This window comes from Clostridium hydrogenum (genome assembly GCF_021432385.1).
GTDB classification, from domain to species: domain Bacteria; phylum Bacillota; class Clostridia; order Clostridiales; family Clostridiaceae; genus Clostridium_S; species Clostridium_S hydrogenum.
This window is the reverse complement of sequence record NZ_JAEACT010000004.1, coordinates 621,676-645,466: the sequence shown is the minus strand read 5'-3', so window position 1 is coordinate 645,466 and position 23,791 is coordinate 621,676. Positions and strand designations below refer to the sequence as shown.

The following is a 23,791-nucleotide window of genomic DNA, read 5'->3' as shown; positions in this document are numbered from 1 at the left end:
ATAAAAATTATTAATGCAAGGGAGAGGGACATGTTGGAAAGTTATAGCTATAAAAACCCAATTGTGAAACAAGCAGCAGATCCATTTGTGTATAAGCACAGCGATGGTTACTATTATTTCACAGCATCAGTGCCAGAATACGATAGAATTCAAATAAGAAAATCTAAAACTATTCAAGGTTTAGGAGATGATACGCCTACTGTAATTTGGAGAAAGCATAAGGATGGTGCAATGAGTGCATATATTTGGGCACCAGAAATCCACTTTATAGATAACAAGTGGTATATATATTTTGCAGCAGCCAAAGTTAGTGATATTAGAGGAGAAATGTTTGATCACAGAATTTATGTACTTGAAAATTCGTCAGCTAATCCTTTAGAAGGTGAGTGGATTGAAAAAGGACAACTTAAAACTAACTGGGAATCATTTGCTCTAGATGCAACAACCTTTGAACATAGAGGAGTAAGATATTTAGTTTGGGCACAAAAGGATCCCAAAATAAAAGGAAATTCAAATTTATATATTGCTGAACTTAGCAATCCATGGACAATTAAAGGAAAGCAGGTTATGTTATCAAAACCGGAACATCCATGGGAATGCATAGGGTTTTTAGTAAATGAGGGACCAGCAGTGCTTAAGAAAAACGGCAAAATATTTATAACTTATTCCGCAAGTGCAACAGACTATAATTATTGTATGGGAATGTTAACTTCTGATGAAACAAGTGATTTGTTAAATCCTAAATCCTGGACTAAATCGGAAGCTCCGGTATTTAGAACAGATTATGAAGTAGGTCAGTATGGACCAGGACATAATAGTTTTACTGTTTCAGAAGATGGCAAGAAAGATCTTTTAATTTACCATGCTAGAAATTATAAAGAAATAGTGGGAGATCCGCTTGATGATCCTAATCGTCATGCAAGAGCGCAGAAGATAGATTGGAAAGCTGATGGAACACCAGAGTTTGGAACACCTTTAGGAGATTAAAAAGAAAGTAAATGAAACTATGTTTTAAATAAGTGTGCAAAGCAACACTTATTTAAAACATAGCATATTGAAAAGAAGGTAATGCGTATGAAAAAGAAGTTCATAATGATATCAGGAATTTTAATTGCTCTTATTTTAATAGGTGCAATTTATTTTTATATATTTAAGTTACCAGTTATAAATAAGGAAAAGGGGATGGCAAAATTGAGTTTTCCAAAGAGTCCGGTAAAAGAAAAAATGTATGATGATACAATTTTGGATAATGAGAAAAAGTGGGGAAGCTTAAATGTGCATGATCCAGGCATATTTAAAGATGGAGATACGTACTATATATTTTCAACAGATTGTAAGGTAGGAGGAACACCAATGCCAGGAATTCAAATAAGAAAATCAAAGGATTTGATAAACTGGCAGTTTGTAGGTTATGCTTTTAATGATGGTGTACCTCAAACAGCAGTTGCTTGGACAGGCGCAACAACATTATGGGCTCCGGATATAGTAAAGAGGGGGGAGTATTATTATCTTTATTATGCAGCATCAAAGTTTGGAGTAAATAAGTCTTTAATAGGCATGGCAAGAAGCAAGTCAATTGAAGGACCATATGAAGATATGGGTGAAGTATTTAAAACTGATGAGACAGATGATGTAAATGCAATAGATCCTAATATAGTCACTGATAAGGATGGAAATGAGTGGATGTGTTATGGTTCTTTTTGGTCAGGAATATATATTTCAAGATTGGATAACAAAACTGGAAAGCTGCTTAAATATGGATATGGGACCAATATAGCAAGCAGAAATTCTAGTGTGGATAGAGCTATTGAAGGACCTTATATAACATATAATTCTAAGTATAATTATTATTATTTGTTTGTTTCCTATGGTTCTTTAATGAAGGATTATAATGTGAGAGTTGGAAGGTCTAAAAATATAGATGGCCCATATGTAGATTCAAATGGAAAGGATATGACGGATACAACAGATAATCCTTTTGACATAGGAAATAAGGTGCTTGGTGGATATAAATTTGGAAACGATGAAGGTTGGCAAGCTCCTGGTCATAATTCTATATTAAATGATGATGGTGAGTATTATATTGTACATCATGCTAGAGGCGGAAAGGATATTGATTGGCCTTATCTTAATGTTAGAAAAATATTATGGTCAGATGATGGATGGCCTATGGTATCACCAGAGAGGTATGCAGGAGAGAAAGAACAAACAATTGATAAAAACGTTATTCCAGGTGATTGGCAAGCCATGATTTTATCTAAAGTTGACAACTCTCAGATAAAATCAAAAGATATGGTTTTAAAGGAAAATGGAGAAGTTAAGTGGAACAATACAAATGGAAGTTGGAAGTTTACAGGTAAAAATACTCTTATTATAAATATTAAAGATGAAAATGATAAGAATCAGCAATATGAATGTAAGGTTATTCCATCCTGGGACTATGAAAATTGGAAGCCAACAATTGTATTTACTGGGATAAATAAAAATGGAGTTTCTATATGGGGTAAGATGATTAAATAGAACATTGCGAACCAATTAAACCAAAGTACAAAGTATAAAGTACAGAGTACAAAGAAGGATGATTTTCTTCCGCTTTGCTACAGAAAATCTTATAACTTATTTTTGATTGCTTACGCAATCGCGGCATTGCTGCTGTCGGCGAAGCTGACAACAGTTAAGTTTAAGATTTAGCTGACGCAAGGAAAGGTAAATCATCCTTCTTTGTACTTTGTACTCTGTACTTTGTACTCTGATTTATTGTGCGACAGTCGCGTTTTATGCTTATTTTATGAAGGTTTGGTTAATTTCAAAAAATATTTTCTTTTCTGCCATTAGAACAAAGTAGCAAGTTATGCAAGGTCCGAAGAAAAGGTATATAGTGGGAGCTTGTACAGAAACATAAGTAGTGATTAAAAATAATATTAAGCTAATTATTAAGATGTGAAATTTTTTTATTGAGTATAGTATAGAAAGTTTAATTAGGTTAATTGAAGATATTTCAAATCTTGATAATAGCGGATATATATACAAACTGATTAGGATTACTAAAATAGATAATATCATAAATATGTCGTATAAAATAAAAATTTTCTTTGCCATAAAAAATTTCATATCCAAATATAGTACAAATAAAAGTATACCTTGAACTCCTGATATTAGGATGCTCTGCCTAAAGTTTTTCAAATAGCCACTAAAAAACGTTTTAAAGATACCTGAATCTTGTTTCAATAATATCTTATTAATTACTAAAAATAAAGCGGTAACTGCAGGACCACAAAATATCCAAATCAGAGAAAGAATTCTTAAGTCAATTGTTTTAAAAAGAATAATATACAATGTAAGTGGTAAAGCAGCTAATAAAAAACATATATTAGCCACAAACATAGAACATATAGAACTTAGTAAGTCCATAAGCCTATTAGAGCTTAGATAGTCTCCATCAGCCAACATTATTACCTCCCTCATAAATTATCCTAACATGTATTCCTTGACTGTAGTTACCAAAATTTTGACCAAAAATTGTAAGACCGCCAACGTGATTTGTATTTTCAGGTACAGAAAATTTGAATTTTAAATCGCTTTTAAAATTTAAACCAATGTCATCTATAGTTACATCAGAAATTTTTAATCCATCTATAAAAGTACCAAACTTATTAATAGAAAGTAATTTTAAAAGGCCATATTGATTCCAGTTTGGAAACCACCATGAAGGTGTTAATATACCTTTAGTATCGGCATAGTCGCCAGGACTAACCCAACTTCCTAAACGTATATCATTTAAATCAAAGTGTATATCTGAAGGCCAAATATTGCAATTTCCAGGAGCTTCAGAACTTATTTCCATTGAAATTTGAATTTCCGAAAATTTTTGGTTTGGTTTTAGATAGTTTGGTATTCTATATTCAATAAACCCTTTAGTAAACCAAAGAATATCGCTATTAATTCTTTCTGGATCTGCAAAATAACTAGGATTATCAACTTCACCAATCAACTTATCCTTTGTTGCAATGCCGCAGGTTGGATAAATTTCATAAGCAGAATACTGACCTATACCTATTTCTAGTTCATATGAATTTTCAACCTCTGGCTTAGTTATGTCTATTACAAACTTATCTTCATGAAGATTGCAAATTTTTTGTATCCCGTGTTTTGCAGTAAGAGTTGTAATTTTAATAAGACCGCATTCTTCTAACTTCTTTACGTGCATTGTAATAGCACCGTTAGTTAAATTTAATTTTTCGGCTAATTCATTCATATTCAATTGTTTATATTCACTTAGTAATTCTAGTATTTGAATTCTAATATCTGAACTTAAAGCTTTAAAAAGCGGTAAACTATCATTTAAATTAGTAATGTGTATCATTGTTATTCTCCTCATTATAGATATATTGAAGGGGCTAGAGCACTAAGAATATTTAAATTTTGAGTATAAAGTAATATTAGTGCGGCAGCGCCATTTTTCTTTAAATATTAAGCATCTATGTTGTATTTATTATACCATATATTAAATATAAAATGTTAATTAATTTAATAAAAAATAAAACGATTTAGGACTTATTGTTTTAAGGAAGACCATTGGATAGCCACTTAATGGTAGTAGATACTAAAATATATGTTGGCTTTTACATAAATAGGTTTAAAAGATTGTAAAACAATACGAATTAAAAAACTATAATTATATCTTCACATGCCTTATTTTCTTCATTAATCAAAGCATAAAAACAACTAAGGAAGACTTACTGAATAAAAAATTTAATATGCCAAAAACACCTGTTTTAAAGGCGTTTTTGACATACATATTTTTAGAATACATATTTAAAACAATATAGAAAGTTATTTTACAAAAAACTTCACACGCTCACAGCATAATATTTTAAAATATTATGCTGTTTTAGAAATGTATTTATTAGGATCTTCTTTTATTTGTTCTTCTGTTACCTGTTCAACATAAGCATTTACCCTATAATTATCAGCTATATCAGCTACTTTCTTCCATTGGAAAATAGCTTCTTCAATACTAATATCCTTGATAATCCATTCTACATTAGAAATATCACCTATTATATTAAGTATGTTACCAAGATCAGCTACCAAAGCACCCCAAATTCCGTTCATTTTTTGAAGAACAGGTAAAAATAATGTATTTCAATAACCAATATTTGGATGTATAATAAATTTGAGATGTTAAATGTTTACAGTCACAAAAGTAAGTATAATGTTGCATTTTGAAAGGAAGTGATTATAAATATAAATCCAGCCTGAGGTAAAGTTTTAATAATATTATGGATAAACCGTTTTAATTAATGAAATCGGTCTATTTCTATAGATATACCATTTCAACTACCAAAATCAATTTGCATCATAATGCCTAGAAGACGACATTTTGATACAAATTAATTTTGAAGTTTCAAGCGGTCTATCACTATTAGGAGGTTAAAATGAAAATATCAATTAAGAAAACGTTTTCTATAATTACTTCTTTAATGTTCTTGGTAAGTATGTTTGCAGGAATGCCGTTAGAAGTGGTGCATGCAGATACAGCTCAAGCAAATATGTTACTATGGTACAAGTTTGATGCAAACAGTGGTACTGACGTTACTGATTATTCTGGTAATAATTATAGTGGTACATTGGTTGGAGGAGCAACTTGGACAGGCAATGGAGATTCTGTAACTTTTAATGGTACAGATGGATATGTGAAAATTCCAAATGGCATTCTTAAGGGGCAGAATAATGTAACAATAAGTTCCTTGGTTAAAATAAATAAAAGTGTTACTAATAGTTGGATTTTTGGTTTTGGAACTGATAGTAATAAATATATATTGCTTAACTCTCAAACGAAGGATTCAGGTGGCAGTGTGAGAGGGGCTATTACTACAGGTTCATGGCAGCAAGAACAGTGGGTTCAAAGCGCGACTACACTACCATTAAATGTTTGGGCAAATGTTACTTTGGTACTTTCAGGTGATACAAATACAGAAACTTTGTATGTAGATGGAACACAAGTTGGACAAAGCACCAATATGACTATAAGACCATCGGATGTATATGATGCAACTAAAGATTATAGTGGATATATTGGAAAATCATTATATAATGGAGATCCACTTTTAAATGGACAAGTAGCTGATTTTCGTGTTTATAATAAAGCATTGAGTGCCGATGAGATTAAATCAATGTTAGTCCAAACTCAGGCTCCAGTAGTTCCAACGGGATTAACAGCTTCAGCGGCAAATACAAGTGAAATAGGCTTAAACTGGACAGATTGTTCTAAGGCAGCAGGATATAATTTATATAGGGCAGTCGGTTCTAGCAGCACTTATTCAAAGATATATAGCGGAACGGCATTAACCTATCAGGATAAGGGATTAACTCCAAATACAACATATAGCTATAAGGTATCAGCATATAATTCTGCGGGAGAATCAGAATTATCAGATGTGGTACAAACTGATACCTATGCTTATAGTGCACCTACACATTTAAGATCAGATTCAATTAAGACTAATTCAGCATTGCTCAAGTGGCATGGAATAAAGGGTGATAAGGTTGTATATAATCTTACTAGATCTACCAGCTTAAATGGACAATATATTCAGGTTTATAGTGGTACAGATAAGAGTTTTAGAGATACAGGGTTAATTGCAGCAACTGCATATTATTATAAAATCAGTGCTATAGTAGATGGAAAGAAATCAACGATTTCAGAGCCACTTAGTTTAAGCACTAAGAGAATAGCTTTTACACCTGATACTGTAATGATAGATAAAGACGGTAATCCGATAGATGCGCATGGAGCAGGTATAACCTACGATTTAAATACAAAAAAATACTATTGGTATGGTGAATATCATGCGGGAACATGGCCATCAGCAGGAGTAAGTGTTTATTCTTCTACTGATTTGTACAATTGGAAAAATGAAGGCATGGCATTAACGGAGATTACATCAAAGGACCAGTTTAAGAATGATCCGCTGATTTCTAAACTTTATGCAGGCAGAACTGATACGGATAATATATGGGCCGATATCAGGATTGGCAGAGTTATTGAAAGACCAAAAGTAATTTATAATGATAAAACAAAAAAATATGTAATGTGGATGCATGTTGATGGAGATAAAGATCCTAATAACAATGCACAAGATTATGGAAAAGCTCAAGCAGGATGTGCTATAAGTGATTCGCCAGTTGGTCCTTTCGTATATCAGGCAAGCTATCGTATGGATCAATGTCCTGCTGGACAAACTGACTATCAGCCAGGTAACCCTGGAATGGCTAGAGATATGAACTTGTTTAAAGATGATGACGGTACAGCTTATCTTATTTACTCCAGCGAGGAAAATCGCACCATTTATATTTCAAAGCTTACAGATGATTATTTGGATGTTACAGGTTGGCACAAGGATGGTAATGTAGATAGCAATGGCAAGGCTGTTCGTGATACAACATACAAAGGTGTTTATGGCGTTGATTATACAAGAGTATTTCCAGGCTCTCAACGTGAGGCACCTGCAATGTTTAAATACAATGGAAAGTACTATTTATTAACTTCAAGTGCAACAGGATGGGCCGCTAATGAAAATGAATATACAACAGCAGATAGTATTTTTGGAACTTGGTCTACAATGCAGAATCCCTTCGTAAGAACATCAAGTTCAGATCCTGATCCAAACAAAGCCTTTAATAGTCAGACCGCATGTGTTATTCCTGTTGATGCTGAAAAAGGAAAATTTATTTATGTAGGTGACGATTGGAATGGAGGAAACTTTAGTGCTAATGGTGGTGCTAAATATGTTTTCTTGCCTATTGATTTTGGACAAGGAACTGATATGAGTATAAAATGGTACAATAGTTGGGATTTGAGTATATTAGACAATGCAGCAAGCATATCTGTTAATTCAGGTCTTTCACAAGCTTATACTACTGGGACAACCTTGAATTTACCAAGCACAATAAAGGTTACAACAAATGGAAAAGCAATAACAACACCTGTAACATGGAAATTAAATTCTGATACGATAACAAGCGTTATATTTTCAAACCCTGGTTTATATTCGCTGCAAGCTGTACTTACGCAATTGAATAATAAGACTGTAAACTGCAAAATTTATTCAATACCTAATAAAGTACAATATTTTGTAAATTGTAGTGGCTATTCAACAAGTGACTATAATCTTATGACATCATATATGCAGGATACCATTATTAATAAGAGTGTTGTCGATCAGCAGTATAGTTCCACTGATGCAATTCCATGGGGCTATGTAGGATCAAGCATTAAATCAGCAGGTTCAAGCAGTGGAGACATTTTTTCAACACTTAGATATCTAGATGGTGGAAATATAGCTAATTCTTCTGCAGGTACAGATCTTACCTACAGATTTACTGTAAAAAATGGTTCATATACTATTTATACAGGTTTCAATGATATATGGAACAATAGCAGTAGAAAAGCAGATTTGTATATAAATGGAGTCAAGAAAAATGCAGTCACGTTTATATCAAATACGGTATATAAAAATGATGTCGATGTAAGTGATGGAGCTATAAATGTAACAGTAAGAAATACTGCAGCTCAGGACCCACTGATAAATTGGATAATGATTGTTTATAATAATTAAATGCTATGTTTTAAAAGAATGTTGATATGAGCTTATGGCATTAATGGACTCTAAGAATTGCTCGTTTATAATTTGCTACCCATTTAGATGCATCATCCTGATGCCTAAATGGCTTTGACCGTCCTAGTCAAAATTACGCAAATTATAAACGAGCAATCCTAAGAGTCCATAAAAGTGAGCACATCACATCAACATTCTTTTAAAAATAGCTAAACTTACTAAAGGAAGCTATGTTTTAAATAAGTGTGAAAATCAACACTTATTTAAAATATAGCCTAATTAATAAGTTGCTTTTAACAAAGTTTTATGAGTAAAAAATTCTTAAGAATAGCAGCACTATTTGTACATGGGGCTGCTATTTTTTATATTAAGGCCTCTTAAAGAAAGAATAGTTATAATTGTTTTATATATTGTTTTCATATTCTATTTAGGCTAGACTATAGTTGTTTAGTTAGGGTATTAAGTATATATAATCAAGAAAAGATATTAAAAGGGGGAAGTTCATGATACAAGTAGAAAAAGTAACATCATCAGAAGAAAGATTTATTTTGGCTAAAGAGTATATTAAAACTTTAGCATCGCCAATAGATGGTTACTGGGAAAATGTAGTAATAGGCAATTCACAGTGTTATATAATTATTTATAATGGAAAGAAAGCAGGTCATTTTTTCGTCGATTCCAAAAAAACTTTAGTACAATTATATACTTTTACAGAGTATTTTACACATGCACCAGAGATTTTTGAATATATTATTGCAAATGATATTGTTGAAAATGCTGCTGTTTCTACTAAAGAGACAGAATTTCTATCTTTGTGTCTTGATTATCAGAAGAGTATATCTGTAGATTGTTATCTTTTTACTGATAACAAAAATATAAAATATGAATTGGCTAATTTTAAAGATGTGTCCTTCAAATTAGCTAAAAGCAATGATATAGCCGCTATAAAAACAAAATGTGACCCTGCATTTGAAGGTTATTATGAAGAGTTAATAGAAAACAATCAGCTATTCGTACTATATAGTGGTGACAGTCTACTAGGAATAGGTGAATTTAGAATATTTAAATCAAATGAACAATATGGGGATATAGGAATGATTGTGGCAGAGGAATATCGTAAAAAAGGCATCGGAACATATATTATAACTCAGCTAAAGGAACATTGCTATAATAATAATTTAAAGCCAATGGCTTGCTGCAATCCCCAAAATATAGCATCAAGAAAAACATTGGAAAAGTCAGGATTCATTAGCAATCATAGAATTATATATGTAACTTTAAAGTGACGTTCCAATGAATTATTAACTTAATTTAAGAAAAAAACTTTAAAAGCCTTAGAGATTTCAATTGTATGAGCATATTTTAAGCTGGTTATTGAAATTTCTTAGGCTTTTAAAGTTTTTTTACATTTATAGATATACCGGCTCAACTACCAAAATCAATTGGTATATCTTTATTTAATTATTCAAAGTTCAATGATTATCATATTTTTGATATAATTATAAGTGCTGTACATCTATTGAATTGATAGATTAATCTGAAGGGGTAAGTTGATTTTTGTTAATGATGAGTTTAATTTGAGGTGTATTTATGGTAAATAAAAAGGTAAGTGATTTAGTATCTACGAATTTATATAAAATATTAATTTCAATTATTTTGGGATTAATTGGTTTTGTTGGAACGTTTTTTACCTTGAGATTTAAAGTAAACAAGTTTTATTTAGATTTTGTTTGGAGTTTGATATTCCCAGCACTTGTCACTCAAGCATGGGGAATAAAATATGGAATTATAAGCGCATTTGCTGGATTAAGTATATTTCATCCTTTTTATCTTTGGGGTAATGAAGGCTGGGCATGTTTTGTTAATTTTTTCACTACTATTTTTTGGTTTGTATTGCATGGATATGGGGCAGAGAAGAGAAAAAAATCTAAAAAGTATTTTTATAATATTTATTTTATAGAGGTAGTTTGCTTCCTAATAGCTGTATTATCATACTTCTTTCTATTTCCATTAGTAATTAAATATAATACACATTTTTTGTACAAGCATGTTATTACACAAATTAGCATTGAGGATATTCATATATTTTTTATAAAAAGAATAATTCAAGATTTTTTTATACTTATTGGATGTGATGTATTGCTATTATTACCAGGTGTGAAAAAATTATTTCTATTTAATGTAGAAAGTGCATCAAGGTATAATGGTACTATATTGGTAAGAACTTTAATCATTGGTGTAGTATTTTGGTTTGTTTCAATATTTATAGAGTTTTTAATGCCTCTAAAAGATAATTTACAAGCAATATCAAAAATTATTGATGCAAGAGATATAATATATCTTATTATTCTTACAATGTTTTGCTGCTTTACAGCTAGTATTACTATACGTTATCTTGAGAAAAAACAGAAGGCAGAGGAACTTGTTAGAAAAAGTGAGAGAAAACAGGCTGAGGTTCAAGAAGAGTATAAGCTTATTTTTGATAAGATGCTTGAAGGCATGGTTATAGCTGAGTTTATGTACGATGAAGAAGGTGAGGCTGTAGACATGATGGCAATCAAAGCAAACCCAGCAATTGATAAGCAGCTTGGCTTGAAAGAATGTAATGCTATTGGGACTAAATATATAGAATCTTTTAGAGGAAATAAATCAACCCTAAAAAAGTTGTACAATATATTAAAAACTGATATGCCATTACAATGTGAGGCTTTTGCACACCGATTTAATAGATATTTATTAGTAAATGCTTTTAAAATTAATAGCAAACAGATAGGTGTTATGTTTCATGATATTTCTGAGTTAAAGCAATTAGAAGCAAATAAATTAGAAATGGCAGAGAAATTGGAAGCAGTTTTTGAAAGTACAGATGATATAATATATTCAGTAGACAGAGAATATCGTATTTTAAATTTTAACTCAGCCTTAAAGGCACATATGAAACGAAATTACGATGTAGAGGCTAGGAATGGTCAAAGTATACTAGAGTTTGTGCCAAATAATATTGCGCAAAGATGGAAGGGTTTTTATGATCATGCAATGAGCAATGGAAAATGTAATTTTGAGGATTATGTTAAAAATGAGAAAAGGGATATTGAAATATTTTTTAATCCTATATATCATAATGGAGAAATTTCTGGAACAGCCGTATTTGTAAAAGATATTACTAAGAGAAAGAAAGCGGAACAAATGCTTATAAAGATTAATCAAAAGTTGGAACAACTAGTTGAAGAGCGTACTATTGAGCTTAGAAATACAATAACAGAACTAGAAGCTTTTACTTGTACGGCTTCACATGATTTAAAATCTCCTTTAAGAGCAATTGATGGATATAGTAGAATAATTCTTGAGGATTATGGGGAAAAACTTGAAAAGGAAGCTATACATATGATAAGCAATATTTCTAATGTGAGCTGTGATATGATAAAACTAATAGATAAAATACTGCAATATTCAACTACTTCTAAGGCAATTATTCAAAAAGAAAAGGTAGATATAAAAGGTATATTTATAGATGCATTTAATGAATTAAAGTCAACCTGTTTAGAAAGAAATATTGAATTCAGTATAGAAACCACAATGCCAATTGTGAATGCAGATAGAATTCTCATAAGGCAGGTAGTTTATAATATACTTAGCAACTCTTTAAAGTTTACAAAGAACAGGGATATTGCTATTATCAATGTTGGATGCATACAAAATTGTAATGAACAAACTTTCTATGTAGAAGATAATGGGGCTGGCTTTGATATGAAGTATGTAAAGAAACTTTTTACTATGTTTCAAAGACTTCATAATAAAGAAGAATATGAGGGAAGCGGAATAGGATTAGCTATAGTAAATAAAATAATCAAAAAGCATATGGGAAGAACTTGGATTGAAAGTAAGTTAAATGAGGGTTCTAAGGTATATTTTACACTTCCTAGGGAATAAGGTGATAAAGTGTATAGGGTAATGATAGTTGATGATATGGAAATAGTGAGGCTACAATTAAAAAGGCTAAAGGTATGGGGAGAGGTTTCAGGGTTTAAAATAGTAGATGAAGCAAGAAATGGGCATGAGGCTCTCTTAAAACTTCAAAAGAGTAAAATTGATTTGATTATAACAGATATACGCATGCCTATGGTAGATGGAGTAGAATTACTTGAGAAAGTTATGAAAGAAAAATTAGCAGCTTGTGTAGTGCTTCTTAGCGAATATAGTGAATTTGAATATGCTAGGCAAGGGTTAGTGCTTGGTGCTTTTGATTATCTAGTTAAACCTGTAAATTTAAATGATATTAGCAAGTTACTTAAAAGAGCAAAATTGTTTATCTTGGAAAAGAAAGAAGAAGAGAAAAAACTAAGAGCATATGATCCTCTGTTAGATGTTACACAAATGCTAGAGCTGTTTGAAAGTGGAGCATCAATAGAAAATTTAGCTTATTCAATTTTTGATAAGTTAATTTGCAAAGAAGATGATAAAACAAGAATATATAATTTAATTGAAAGGCTTCCAGGGGAGATTTTGAAAGCAATTTATGATAATATGCCTTGGTTTATTAAGTTTTCTGATACCAATTGTGTTAAGAATTTGACTGATTGTGATTTAAATTCTTTAGAAAAACTGAGAGAAAATTATATTGGATGCATTCGAAACTTAGAAAGCCAAATTGTTTACTTGTATTTTGGCAAAAGCTACGGAAGTATAATAAATAAAACAAGTGTATTTGTTTTGCATAACGTGGAGAATGAGGTTAGCTTATCTGCAATTGCAAGCCACCTTCAGATGAATAAAAATTATTTATGTGAATTATTTAAGAAAAAAACAGGTATTTCACTTTTAGATTATATTACAAAGGTTAAAATGGAAAGAGCTAAAAAACTGCTTACGGAAAGTGAATATAAAAGTTATGAGATAGCAGATAGATTGGGTTATAATGATTCAGAGTACTTCAGTAAGTTGTTCAAGAAGTATTTGGGGATTTCACCAATACAGTATAGGAAACAAAAAACAATAAAATAAATTTTATCCCAAAAACTGAAGAAATTCGGGGTATAATAGCTTTTTTTTTCATTAAGTTTCAAGTTAAAACAATGTATTATTAAATATGCATTGTTTTTATTTTGTTTAAAATGAAGGCTATGTTTTAAAAGAATGTTGATATGAGCGTATGACATTAATGGACTCTAAGAATTGCTCGTTTATAATTTGCTACCCATTTAGATGCATCGTCCTGATGCCTAAATGGCTTTGGCCGTCCTAGTCAAAATCACGCAAATTATAAACGAGCGATTCTAAGAGTCCATAAAAGCCAACATATCACATCAACATTCTTTTAAAAATAGCTAAGCATACTAAAGGAAGCTATGTTTTAAATAAGTGTGAAAATCAACACTTATTTAAAACATAGCCAAAATAAAAAAAGGTACACATGGAGGGGTATAATATAATGAGAATTTTTAATAATTTGAAGATGTTATATAAATTAATGATATCTTTTATAATTATGATGATATTTATTGCAGTTGTCGGATTTGTAGGAATATCAAATATGAAAAAGATAAATTCAAATGTTTCAAATTTGTATAATATTGATTTAAAAGGCGTAAAGGATATAAATATGCTTAAAACTAATTTGATGGCTATTAGAGGGGATGTTTTGCAAATTTTAAATCCTAAAAATAGTAGCAAAATTGATAGTTTAGTTAATGATATTGATGAATTAACAGAGGATGATAAAAACTTAGCTAGGGATTATAAGAGTACAATTGTTATTAATACTGATAGAGAACAGTTTGCTCAATTTGAAAAGTTATTAGATGATTATAGAACTGGTCGTGACAAAATTATAGATAAAGTTAAAGCTTCAGATTATGATGGTGCTAATGCTATTTTTCCTAGTGTTTCTAAAGTTAGACAAGCTATGTTTGATGTATTAGACAAAGAAATAGCTTTGGATTCAAAGATTTCTGCCAATGAGTATAATAGTAGTAATTCAAGTTATAAAAGCTGTACAATAATTTCTATTATTATAATAGCAATAGCGATTGTATTTGCAATTATTTTAGCACTTTTTACATCTATTATAATAGCAAGACGATTAGATGATATTTTAGTATTCTCAGAAGCTATGGGAAGAGGAGACCTTAGAGCGACAATTAATATTGATTCAAAAGATGAGATAGGTAAGGTTGCTAAAGCATTAAATAAATCTAGAGAAAATATTAAGCGCTTAATAGGTGAAATAATGAACGATGCTGGAGATATGAGTTCGGCAAGTGAAGAATTATCGGCTACTGCAGAGGAAGTTTCATCCAAAATGGAAGTAGTAAGTGAATCGGTAGGACGAATAGCTAATGGTGTTCAAGTTTTAAGCGCAACTACAGAGGAAGTAAGTGCATCTACAGAAGAAATAAGTGCCAATACGAATGAACTTGCAAGTAATGCTCATGATTCAAAGGTATCTGTAAATAATATAAAAAAACGTGCATTTGATATAAAAGCTAAAGCTTCAAAAAATATAGAAGAAGGTACAGTGGTATATGATCAAAGTCGCTCAAATATTTTAAAGGCAATTGAAAAAGCAAAAGTTGTAGATGAAGTTAAGATTATGGCGGATTCTATTGGAGATATAGCACAGCAGACAAATTTATTAGCTTTAAATGCGGCAATAGAGGCGGCAAGGGCTGGGGAACAAGGAAAGGGATTTGCAGTAGTTGCAGATGAAGTGAGAAAGCTTGCAGAACAAGCTTCTGAAGCTGTTGTAGATATTCAGAATATGGTTGAAGAAGTACAAACAGCGGTCACAGAACTCTCAAAAAGTGGACAGGATGTACTTGAATTTATGGATAATAATGTTAAACCAAACTATGAATTACTTAAGAATATAGGTTATCAATATGAAAAAGATTCAGAATTTATGAATGATATTTCGGAAGGAATTTCTGAGTCTTCAAAACGAATGAGAGAAGTTATTGAGCAAATAAGTAATGCAATACAAAATGCAGCTATAACTGCAGAACAATCTGCCTCAAGCTCTGAAGAAATATCAAACAGTGTTAATGATGTAACGCTTGCCGTTAATGATGTTGCAAAGTCTGCACAAAGTCAAGCAGAACTTGCACAAAGGTTAACGGATATGGTTGGAAAGTTTAAAGTTTAAACGTTAATGAGGAACGTTTAAAGATAGAAAATTATAATTTATCTAGGAGAAAACAGAGTAAAGAGTAGAGAGTAGAGTGAAGGATGATTTACCTTTCGCGTTGCTTAGTTAAATCTTAAACTTAAATGGTGTCAGCTTCGCTGAACGCCATGCATCGCGCAATTGCGCAGCAATAAAAAACAAGTTTTGAGATTTTTGGGAGCGATAGCGGAGAAAAATCAACCATAACTCTACTCTCTACTCTCTACTCTGATTTAAGTTGTAATTGTGTTAGTAATAATTTGTGAAACATGGTATAATTTTAAACGTAAAATAGTAAATTAAGTATATTTTAGGCAAAAAATGTGTGTAGGAAAAATAATTAATGATTGGGATATGTGAACTGACATATATAATTATTAAACTAAGGAGAGTGAAAACATGGATATTTACAAGGAGTGTCCGATATACGAAAATCAGCGTATTTCATTAGTACAGACAACTATGGAAGATGCAGAAGAATTATTAAAGTGCTATTCTGATGAAAAGGCAGTAGAACTTTTTAATTCGGATAATTGCAATGGTGACAAATTTCACTATACTACACTTGAAAAAATGAAACAAGCAATTGAATTTTGGGATTTTTCTTATAAAAATAAATATTTTGTAAGATGGACAATAGTTTTAAATTCTACAAACGAAAGAATTGGTACAATTGAGATGTTACATAGAACTGCAGATGATGAATTTAACAACTATGGAGTTCTTAGAATTGATTTGCAAAGTAAGCATGAGAATAGGCAAATTATTGGAGAGATTTTAGAAATTGCTGATGAAAATTTTTATGACGCATTTGATGTTGAGGCAATTTTAATAAAGGCAATTACAAATGCTTCTGAACGAATTGTGGCGTTACATGAAAAGGGATATCGTCCGATAAATGAGAAACTTATGAAGATATATGATGATTATTTTGTTTCTAAAAGAGGTGTATACAATGAGTAAACAAATTAGAGTTGTGATGGAATATAATAAAGATGGCTATTTGCTATATGCTGAAAATTATTGCGGAGCGTTTACTCGCGGTAAGACCAAGCAGGAAGCAGTAAGTAAATTTCCCGATGAGATAAGACAATATGTTAAGTGGATTACAGATGGCAAAGAAGATTTAGAAGCTGATTATGAAATTATAATAGTACAGGAAAAAGAAAGTCAGTTGCAAATTTGTGATGCGGATTCTGATGTAATATTTGAAACTGAAAAGCTTCCAATTGGAAAAGAAGAGTTTGAGAATTTGAAAAAACTTGCTATTAAGTCTGCAAGAGATTTTAAAGAGTTATATAATTCTATACCAAATAAAAAGTTTAGTACCTTGGAAGAAAGAAAAACCTTTTATGGTACTATTCCGAGAACTGCTGATGAAATGTGTGAGCATACGAATAATGTGACTAATTATTATGTTGGAGAAATTGGTGTAAAAATAGATAACATAAAAGATATCTTTCAAAATAGAGTCCATGCCCTAGAATGTATAGAAAAATCGTCAAATTACTTAGAAAATATGGTTTTTCACGGAAGCTATAATGAAGATTGGTCTTTGAGAAAAGTTTTAAGGCGATTTGTTTGGCATGATCGAATTCATGCAAAAGCAATGTATAGAATGGCAACAAAAGTTTGGGACAAGAATATGATAAAAAATCCTTTTTATTTTGATTAAATACAATGGATATATTGGATTTCGTAATTTTTATAGTATTAAATGTTGGAATAATTTAGCTATGTCTTAAATAAAATTTTATTTAAGACATAGCTTGAAATAAAACCTTTTATATTTCCGATTCTAAGTATAATTCTTCTGAGTCATGGTCATAATTAAACATTTCTGCATATCTACCCCAATGAATTATAGAATCCATTACATTTTCAACTTCATCTTCTGGAAAATGATGCATAAATATTTCCTTGAAAAATTCTCTTTTCATAGTATGATTTTTTTTGTTACCTAAAACATTCATGATTAATCGGAAACTAGAAATTTTTTCAATTTGAGTTTTAAAAATAAGCTTTCCTTCATCTGTATCTGCTTCTACGAACGCTTTACCAAAATTAGTTATAAAAATATCTCCATCATTAACATTTACAAAATCTAATAGAGTTAAACCCTCAATGTTAGGAAACAAATCATCTATTTCCATCATCAAATCTCTTCCTAATTGATAAATATCCATCTTACCATTATTATCATCAATCATTTCTAATAATCCAGACATAACACCTATATGAACTTTAGGTATATGAACAGGCTTAACAATATTATCTTTGCTATCTTGTACAATATTTTCAACTTTTTCTTCTTCAAGTTCTGAAAATTTACCTTTTGTAAATACACTATAAATGCTATCTACTAAGCTTTCAAACTCAGGAGATTTTCTATTCCTTGGATGTGGAAGATCAATATTTATTTCTTTTATTATTCTTGCAGGGTGCTTACTTAAAATAATAATCTTATCAGCCATAAGAACAGCTTCTTCAATTCCATGAGTTATCATTATTATACTCTTTATTGGCATTCTCTTGTCAGTCCATAAATCTATAAGTTCAGTTCTTAAATTTTCTGCTGTAAGGAAATCTAAAGCTGAAAAGGGCTCATCCATACAAAGAAGCTTTGGTTCTACTGCTAAAGCTCTGGCAAATCCAACTCTTTGTTTCATTCCACCTGAAAGTTCTTTTGGATAAGCGTCCTCAAAACCATCAAGTCCTATTAAATCTATAAGTTCTTTAGCTTTTCTATTTGAATATTCTTTTGGAAAATTCTTAGCATTAAGGCCAAGCTCAACATTTTCTATAACAGTAAGCCAAGGATAAAGGGCGAAGGTTTGAAATACGATAGAAGCATAAGGATTTACGCCATTTACTTTTTTGCCATCGAAAATAATTTCTCCTTCTGATGGTTCCATTAGTCCTGTAATTGCTCTAAGTATTGTTGATTTTCCTGAACCTGATGGCCCAAGTATTGCTATAAATTCTCCTTCATTTATTGTTAAATTTATATCTTTAACTGTTGGCATTTCACTTTCGCCAAAATATTTTGTTAATCCATTTATTTTTATAAATTCTTTTTTCATCCCAAGCACCTCACTTATAATTCAATTTTAAATCTTTCTTCTGATAAACTATAAAGCCTTTTCCATAGGGTTTTATTTACACCAACAACAACGATGCACATCACAATAGTACTAACAATAAGTAATGGAAAATCTCCTTTTTCTGTTGCTTCGGAAATCAATGCCCCAAGTCCTGTTGTGCTTACTGTTTTCCTACCAAAGGTTACATATTCTGAGACAATACTAGCATTCCAACATCCTCCCGTTGCAGTTATCATACCAGTTAGTAAATATGGAAATATGGAAGGTAATATAAGCACTTTCCACTTTTTCCATCCCTTTAATCCATATATTTTTGCAGCCGATTTTAAATCTTCAGGTATTACCATTGCGCCTGCAACAACATTAAATAAGATATACCACTGAGTTCCCATAAGCATAAGAGCAATAGAAGCAATATTTAAGCCTCCAAATGCATTTATAAAAAATCCTAATACTACAGGAAATAGTGCCGTTGCAGGAATAGATGCTATAATTTGTATAATAGGCTGTAGTAAATTTGCAATTTTTTTATTCATTCCAATAGCGACGCCTACAGGAACAGTCCATGCTAATGCTATAATTTGTGCAACAGCTACCCTAAAAAAGGAATGTGCAACTGCAGGAAGTATTCTAGAAATATCATGACTAGAAATGCTTAAAACTAATTTTATTGCTCCATAGCTTGAATAAATTAAAAGTCCAATAAAAAGGATTCTTATGCACCATTTAGAAATATTTATTGTTTTATTTACTTTGCCTTTTTTGTTTTTTTCAATTTTGTCAGCAAATTTATCTATTTTTTCATTTATATTTCTTATAAAAGGAGTAAATATCTTTTCGGTTATAGTGTTCACTATCACTGATCTTCTCATTATGGTTAATATAAATGAATGAGGTGCATCATCTGATTCTGTGAGTTCAACTTTAAACTTATCTGACCAAGCAATTACTGGTCTCCAAATTAACTGATCTAATATTACAATTACTAGGACTAAAGTTACTATGCCCCAAAACAAAGCTTTACCGTTACCTTCATTTGATGCTGTTTGCAAATATGATCCTAATCCAGGTAATCTAAAATCTTTTCCTTTTAAAGTAAACATTTCACAAGCCATTAGGAAAAACCAACCACCTGCCCAAGACATCATGCTATTCCATACTAAGCCCATAATTGAAAAGGGAAGTTCCAAAGTTTTAAACTGACGCCATTTATTTAATTGAAAAGTATATGCTGCTTCTTTTAAATCTCTTGGAATAATTTTAGTTGAATTATAAAAACTAAAGGTCATATTCCAAGCTTGACTAGTAAAAATTAAAATAATACAAGCCAATTCAATACCAATGTTGCTATTAGGAAAAATAGCAATAAGTCCAAGTACTACTGCAGGTAAAAACGATAGTACAGGTATAGATTGTAAAATATCTAATATTGGTATCATTATTGCTTCAGCTCTTTTATTATGAGAAGCTATGTAACCATATACAAGTGTAAAAATTAAAGATAGAATATATGCTCCAGCCATTCTGCCAACAGATAATAATGCATACCTAGGAAGATTGCTCAATTTTGTAGATACTTCTATACCGCTTGGATTTATAGTTTTTCCTATATTGGGTGATATAATAAGAAAAAGTACCGCGGCTAAGCTTATAAAAATAATAATATCTATTACTCCAAATTTTTGTTTTAAATCAAATTTTTCTAATTTCATAGCATAAGCCCTCCTTAATTAAGAGAATGGCATTTTAAATTTTATTTTCCTTAAAACACACAAACTCTGTATATTATAACCACTATTCGCATCGTCCATATAACCATCACCTTTCATAAAAAAAAAAGAGCCCTTTAAAGGCTCTAAAATTCAACACAAAAAAACACTGTTAGCATTTTCTATTCATCGTTGAGCTTTAGCACTATGCAGCTTAGAGTTGTTCTCAGCTACATTAAATAAAACCTTAATTCGGTAATATCTGTTGACCCATTGGCATCTCTCGATGTTTTTGGGCAGTAGCGTATATCATACATAGGAGCCTCACCTAACAATACATTATTAAATTTTGTCTAAAAATGTTCTCTTTTGTAAGTATAAATTTTTATATTTAGTTTGTCAATAAAATATGCAATATATATTTGTTAAATCTTCTTTACATTATCAGACTTTGGACTCTGATTCGAATATTGATTTTTATTGGTGTTAATTACAAAACATGGTATAATTTAAAGTATATAATGATAAATTAATTATATTTTAGGAGAAGAAATACGGACAGGTAAAATGCAATAATTAATTGGAGGGATTAATCATGAAAAAAAGAGAAATTTTTTTATTATCAGCATTAGCATTTTCAGTAGGTACAGTTTTTGGGTTTTTGATTTCACCGACTAAAAATGGCATTAACAATAAAGCACAAAACTATTATGGTAAGATTGATACAAACAATAAGGAAGACTCAGCAATAATTGACGATACCTGCGAGAAAGTGCAGTAATTATTATATGTTTGCACTAAGCGATATCTATGAGCCAATTACAGCAGAACCTTTTATTAATAATGAAGCATATATTGAAATTAAACCTTGTGAAGAATTAAAGCCATACATACGCTGCTTCTGGGGAACCATAAAACCGCATGCAAGAAATACTAATTTTCAGATGAAAAGCGGACTAGTAACCCCCGATACATGTATGGATATTATTTTTGATATTGATATAAATAACAATAAGTTAGATGACCTATTCTGTGGAATAAATGATACTTCTTTTGTCACGAAAGGGCAAAGGGAATCCAGTACCACTTCATGTTTTGCAATTCGATTTTATTTTTGGGCTGTACCTTTATTTTCTGATGAAACCATGAATAATGCACTTAATGCATTTACCGAAACAGGAGCGTATTTTAAAAATATTAGGCGAGATTTCGAAAATATATTAATTGAAGCTTCATCGATACAGGATAGAATAGCAAAGGCAGAACAGTATTTTCTTAAAAAACTAAATTTAAATAGGCAAAACAATAATGTAATGAATGCTGTGTACAAAATAATGAAATCAAGGGGAACTTCAAGTATTCTTGAAATTTCAGAGTTTGGAGCCGTTAGTAAGAGGCAGCTTGAAAGGTTATTTTTAGAATATGTAGGTGTATCACCAAAGAAACTTTCAGGACTTATTCGTTATCAATATCTTTGGCAGGATATTTTAAAAGATAAGAATGGAGATATGCAGGATTTTGTTTGCAAATATGGTTATACGGATCAGGCACATTTGCTTAAGGATTTTAAGAAATATCATACAATGACACCTAGTGAAGCGATAAAGCTTGCTTATAGGTAAACAACTTGAAAAATTAAAATTGTAAATACCAAATTTATCCTTACAAATTACAATTTATCGAGGAAAAACAAGAGTAAAGAGTAAAGAGTAGAGAGTAGAGTGAATGATGATTTACCTTTCGATTCTCTCAGGTAAATCTTAAACTTAAATGGTGTCAGCTTCGGTGAACGCCATGTATGGCGCCATTGCGCAGCAATAAAAAAATAAGTTTTGAGATTTTTCATAGCGATAGCGAAGAAAAATCAACCATCACTCTACTCTCTACTCTTTACTCTCTACTCTGATTAAAGTTGCAATTTAACAGGATACATTTTGAGTTTGTAATTTCTATATTTGAAGTTGTACATCTATATAAAGATAAGTCGCATTTTTACAATACAGTTGCTATATTTTTGTATAAAATAGTTACGAGGTGATAATTGTGGAGAAGCTTACACAAGAACAATTTATGAAAATAAAGAAATGGATGTATAGAAATGCTAGACCTTTAGATATAGCAAGATGGAAATATCATTTTGAAGATGGAAGCAAAGAAGAGGTATTAAAGGCATTAGCTGCATATCAGAATTTAGATGGTGGCTTTGCACATGCACTTGAGGCAGATAGTTGGAATCCAAACTCTTGTCCTATGCAAACTTGGTGTGCCACAGAAGTTTTATATGAATTAGGTGTTACAGATAAGGAAAATGAAATAGTAAAAGGAATATTAGCTTATTTAGATAGCAAAAAAGATTTTCAAGATGGACATTGGCTTGCAGCAGTGCCTACAAATAATGATTATCCTCATGCTCCTTGGTGGTCTTATGGAGATAATGTAATTGAAAATTGGGGATATAATCCAACTATTTCTCTTGTTGGATTTGTTTTGTATTTTGCCGACAAAGAATCGAATTTGTACAAGCTAGCAGATGAAATAGCAAGGAAAGCAGTTGGGGTATTTTTGCAGGAAGGATATCCAGTAGAAATGCATGAAACACCAGGCTTTATCAGATTCTATGAATACTGTACAAAGGCTATGGTTACAGACATTTTTGATGTTGACAAAATGAAGGACAGTTTGAAAAAGGCTGTAAAATCATTAATTGAAGAGGACACGGAAAGATGGAAAAACGATTATATATGCAAGCCTTCACACTTTATGATTACTCCTGATAGCATGTTTTATCTAGATAATAAGAAGGTTTCGGATTATGAGGCAGAATTTATTGCTCAAACTATGAACCAAGATGGAACATGGAATATAACTTGGAACTGGAGTGATTATTTAAAGGAATGGGAATTAAGTAAAAATTGGTGGAAGGCTAATGTGATTTTGACTAATTTAAGATACTTAAAAGGCTTTGAGATGGGACTGCTGTAATTCACAACTTATAATTATTGCGAACCATTAAATCAGAGTACAGAGTACAGTTAAGGATGATTTACCTTTCCTTACGTTAGGTAAATCTTAAACTTATATGTTGTCAGCTTCGCTGAACAACATTAATGACACAATTGCGTAAGCAATTAAAAATAAGTTATAGGATTTTCTGTAGCAAGGCGGAAGAAAATCATCCTTCACTGTACTTTGTAC

Annotated in this window: 17 protein-coding genes and 1 riboswitch; of the genes, 12 read left to right on the top strand and 5 right to left on the bottom strand. The window is 31.0% G+C overall.

Annotated features, from left to right (window positions below; all coding sequences use genetic code 11):
- Positions 1–30: 30 nt before the first annotated feature.
- Both CUEA01_RS21180 and CUEA01_RS21175 read left to right on the top strand, forming a co-directional pair.
- A complete protein-coding gene (locus CUEA01_RS21180) occupies positions 31–987 on the top strand; it encodes a glycoside hydrolase family 43 protein (RefSeq protein ID WP_234124040.1) in 957 nt (318 codons plus the stop codon).
- An 87-nt stretch (positions 988–1,074) separates the two neighbouring features.
- Positions 1,075–2,520 (top strand): arabinan endo-1,5-alpha-L-arabinosidase, encoded by a 1,446-nt coding sequence (locus tag CUEA01_RS21175; protein ID WP_234124038.1) that lies wholly within the window; start codon positions 1,075–1,077, stop codon positions 2,518–2,520.
- Between the two features lie 261 nt (positions 2,521–2,781).
- Here the strand turns inward: CUEA01_RS21175 and CUEA01_RS25320 are convergent, their stop codons facing one another.
- The 3 genes from CUEA01_RS25320 to CUEA01_RS21165 form a co-directional block, all read right to left on the bottom strand.
- The gene (locus CUEA01_RS25320) at positions 2,782–3,384 is read right to left on the bottom strand and encodes a DUF624 domain-containing protein (protein ID WP_407929280.1); all 603 of its coding nucleotides are present in this window, start codon (positions 3,382–3,384) and stop codon (positions 2,782–2,784) included.
- A gap of 55 nt (positions 3,385–3,439) precedes the next feature.
- Positions 3,440–4,363, bottom strand: a complete 924-nt coding sequence (locus CUEA01_RS21170; RefSeq protein ID WP_234124036.1) for an ArsR/SmtB family transcription factor — start codon at positions 4,361–4,363, stop codon at positions 3,440–3,442.
- Between the two features lie 518 nt (positions 4,364–4,881).
- On the bottom strand, positions 4,882–5,115 hold the full coding sequence (locus CUEA01_RS21165; RefSeq protein ID WP_234124034.1) for a hypothetical protein: 234 nt from the start codon (positions 5,113–5,115) through the stop codon (positions 4,882–4,884).
- 323 nt (positions 5,116–5,438) lie between these two features.
- Here CUEA01_RS21165 and CUEA01_RS21160 point away from each other — a divergent pair, with 323 nt between their 5' ends.
- The 7 genes from CUEA01_RS21160 to CUEA01_RS21130 all read left to right on the top strand — a co-directional run bounded on the left by CUEA01_RS21160 (position 5,439) and on the right by CUEA01_RS21130 (position 17,458).
- The gene (locus CUEA01_RS21160) at positions 5,439–8,621 is read left to right on the top strand and encodes a LamG-like jellyroll fold domain-containing protein (protein ID WP_234124031.1); all 3,183 of its coding nucleotides are present in this window, start codon (positions 5,439–5,441) and stop codon (positions 8,619–8,621) included.
- A gap of 503 nt (positions 8,622–9,124) precedes the next feature.
- Entirely contained in the window at positions 9,125–9,907 is a 783-nt protein-coding gene (locus tag CUEA01_RS21155) for a GNAT family N-acetyltransferase (RefSeq protein ID WP_234124029.1), read from the top strand.
- A 304-nt stretch (positions 9,908–10,211) separates the two neighbouring features.
- On the top strand, positions 10,212–12,551 hold the full coding sequence (locus tag CUEA01_RS21150) for an ATP-binding protein (protein ID WP_234124027.1): 2,340 nt from the start codon (positions 10,212–10,214) through the stop codon (positions 12,549–12,551).
- Between the two features lie 21 nt (positions 12,552–12,572).
- Positions 12,573–13,622 carry a response regulator transcription factor gene (locus tag CUEA01_RS21145; RefSeq protein WP_234124025.1) on the top strand — a complete coding sequence of 350 codons (1,050 nt, stop codon included), beginning with the start codon at positions 12,573–12,575 and terminating at the stop codon, positions 13,620–13,622.
- A 427-nt stretch (positions 13,623–14,049) separates the two neighbouring features.
- Positions 14,050–15,762, top strand: coding sequence for a methyl-accepting chemotaxis protein (locus CUEA01_RS21140; RefSeq protein WP_234124023.1), 1,713 nt, complete (start codon positions 14,050–14,052; stop codon positions 15,760–15,762).
- 420 nt (positions 15,763–16,182) lie between these two features.
- A complete protein-coding gene (locus CUEA01_RS21135; RefSeq protein WP_234124021.1) occupies positions 16,183–16,746 on the top strand; it encodes a GNAT family N-acetyltransferase in 564 nt (187 codons plus the stop codon).
- Complete coding sequence (locus CUEA01_RS21130; RefSeq protein WP_234124018.1) at positions 16,739–17,458, top strand: hypothetical protein; 720 nt, start codon at positions 16,739–16,741, stop codon at positions 17,456–17,458. The genes CUEA01_RS21135 and CUEA01_RS21130 overlap by 8 nt, the downstream gene beginning before the upstream one ends.
- 109 nt (positions 17,459–17,567) lie before the next feature.
- On the opposite strand, the gene CUEA01_RS21125 is transcribed toward CUEA01_RS21130, so the two are convergent.
- Positions 17,568–18,866 (bottom strand): ABC transporter ATP-binding protein, encoded by a 1,299-nt coding sequence (locus tag CUEA01_RS21125; RefSeq protein ID WP_234124016.1) that lies wholly within the window; start codon positions 18,864–18,866, stop codon positions 17,568–17,570.
- A gap of 14 nt (positions 18,867–18,880) precedes the next feature.
- On the bottom strand, positions 18,881–20,599 hold the full coding sequence (locus CUEA01_RS21120; protein WP_234124014.1) for an ABC transporter permease: 1,719 nt from the start codon (positions 20,597–20,599) through the stop codon (positions 18,881–18,883).
- A gap of 174 nt (positions 20,600–20,773) precedes the next feature.
- Positions 20,774–20,939: riboswitch (M-box (ykoK) riboswitch) on the bottom strand.
- Between the two features lie 252 nt (positions 20,940–21,191).
- On the opposite strand from CUEA01_RS21120, the gene CUEA01_RS21115 reads away from it, so the two are divergent.
- The 3 genes from CUEA01_RS21115 (at position 21,192) to CUEA01_RS21105 (ending at position 23,578) form a co-directional block, all read left to right on the top strand.
- A complete protein-coding gene (locus CUEA01_RS21115; protein ID WP_234124012.1) occupies positions 21,192–21,377 on the top strand; it encodes a hypothetical protein in 186 nt (61 codons plus the stop codon).
- 7 nt (positions 21,378–21,384) lie between these two features.
- On the top strand, positions 21,385–22,218 hold the full coding sequence (locus CUEA01_RS21110; RefSeq protein WP_234124010.1) for a helix-turn-helix domain-containing protein: 834 nt from the start codon (positions 21,385–21,387) through the stop codon (positions 22,216–22,218).
- A 448-nt stretch (positions 22,219–22,666) separates the two neighbouring features.
- Positions 22,667–23,578, top strand: coding sequence for a hypothetical protein (locus tag CUEA01_RS21105; protein WP_234124007.1), 912 nt, complete (start codon positions 22,667–22,669; stop codon positions 23,576–23,578).
- The last annotated feature ends 213 nt before the right edge of the window (positions 23,579–23,791 follow it).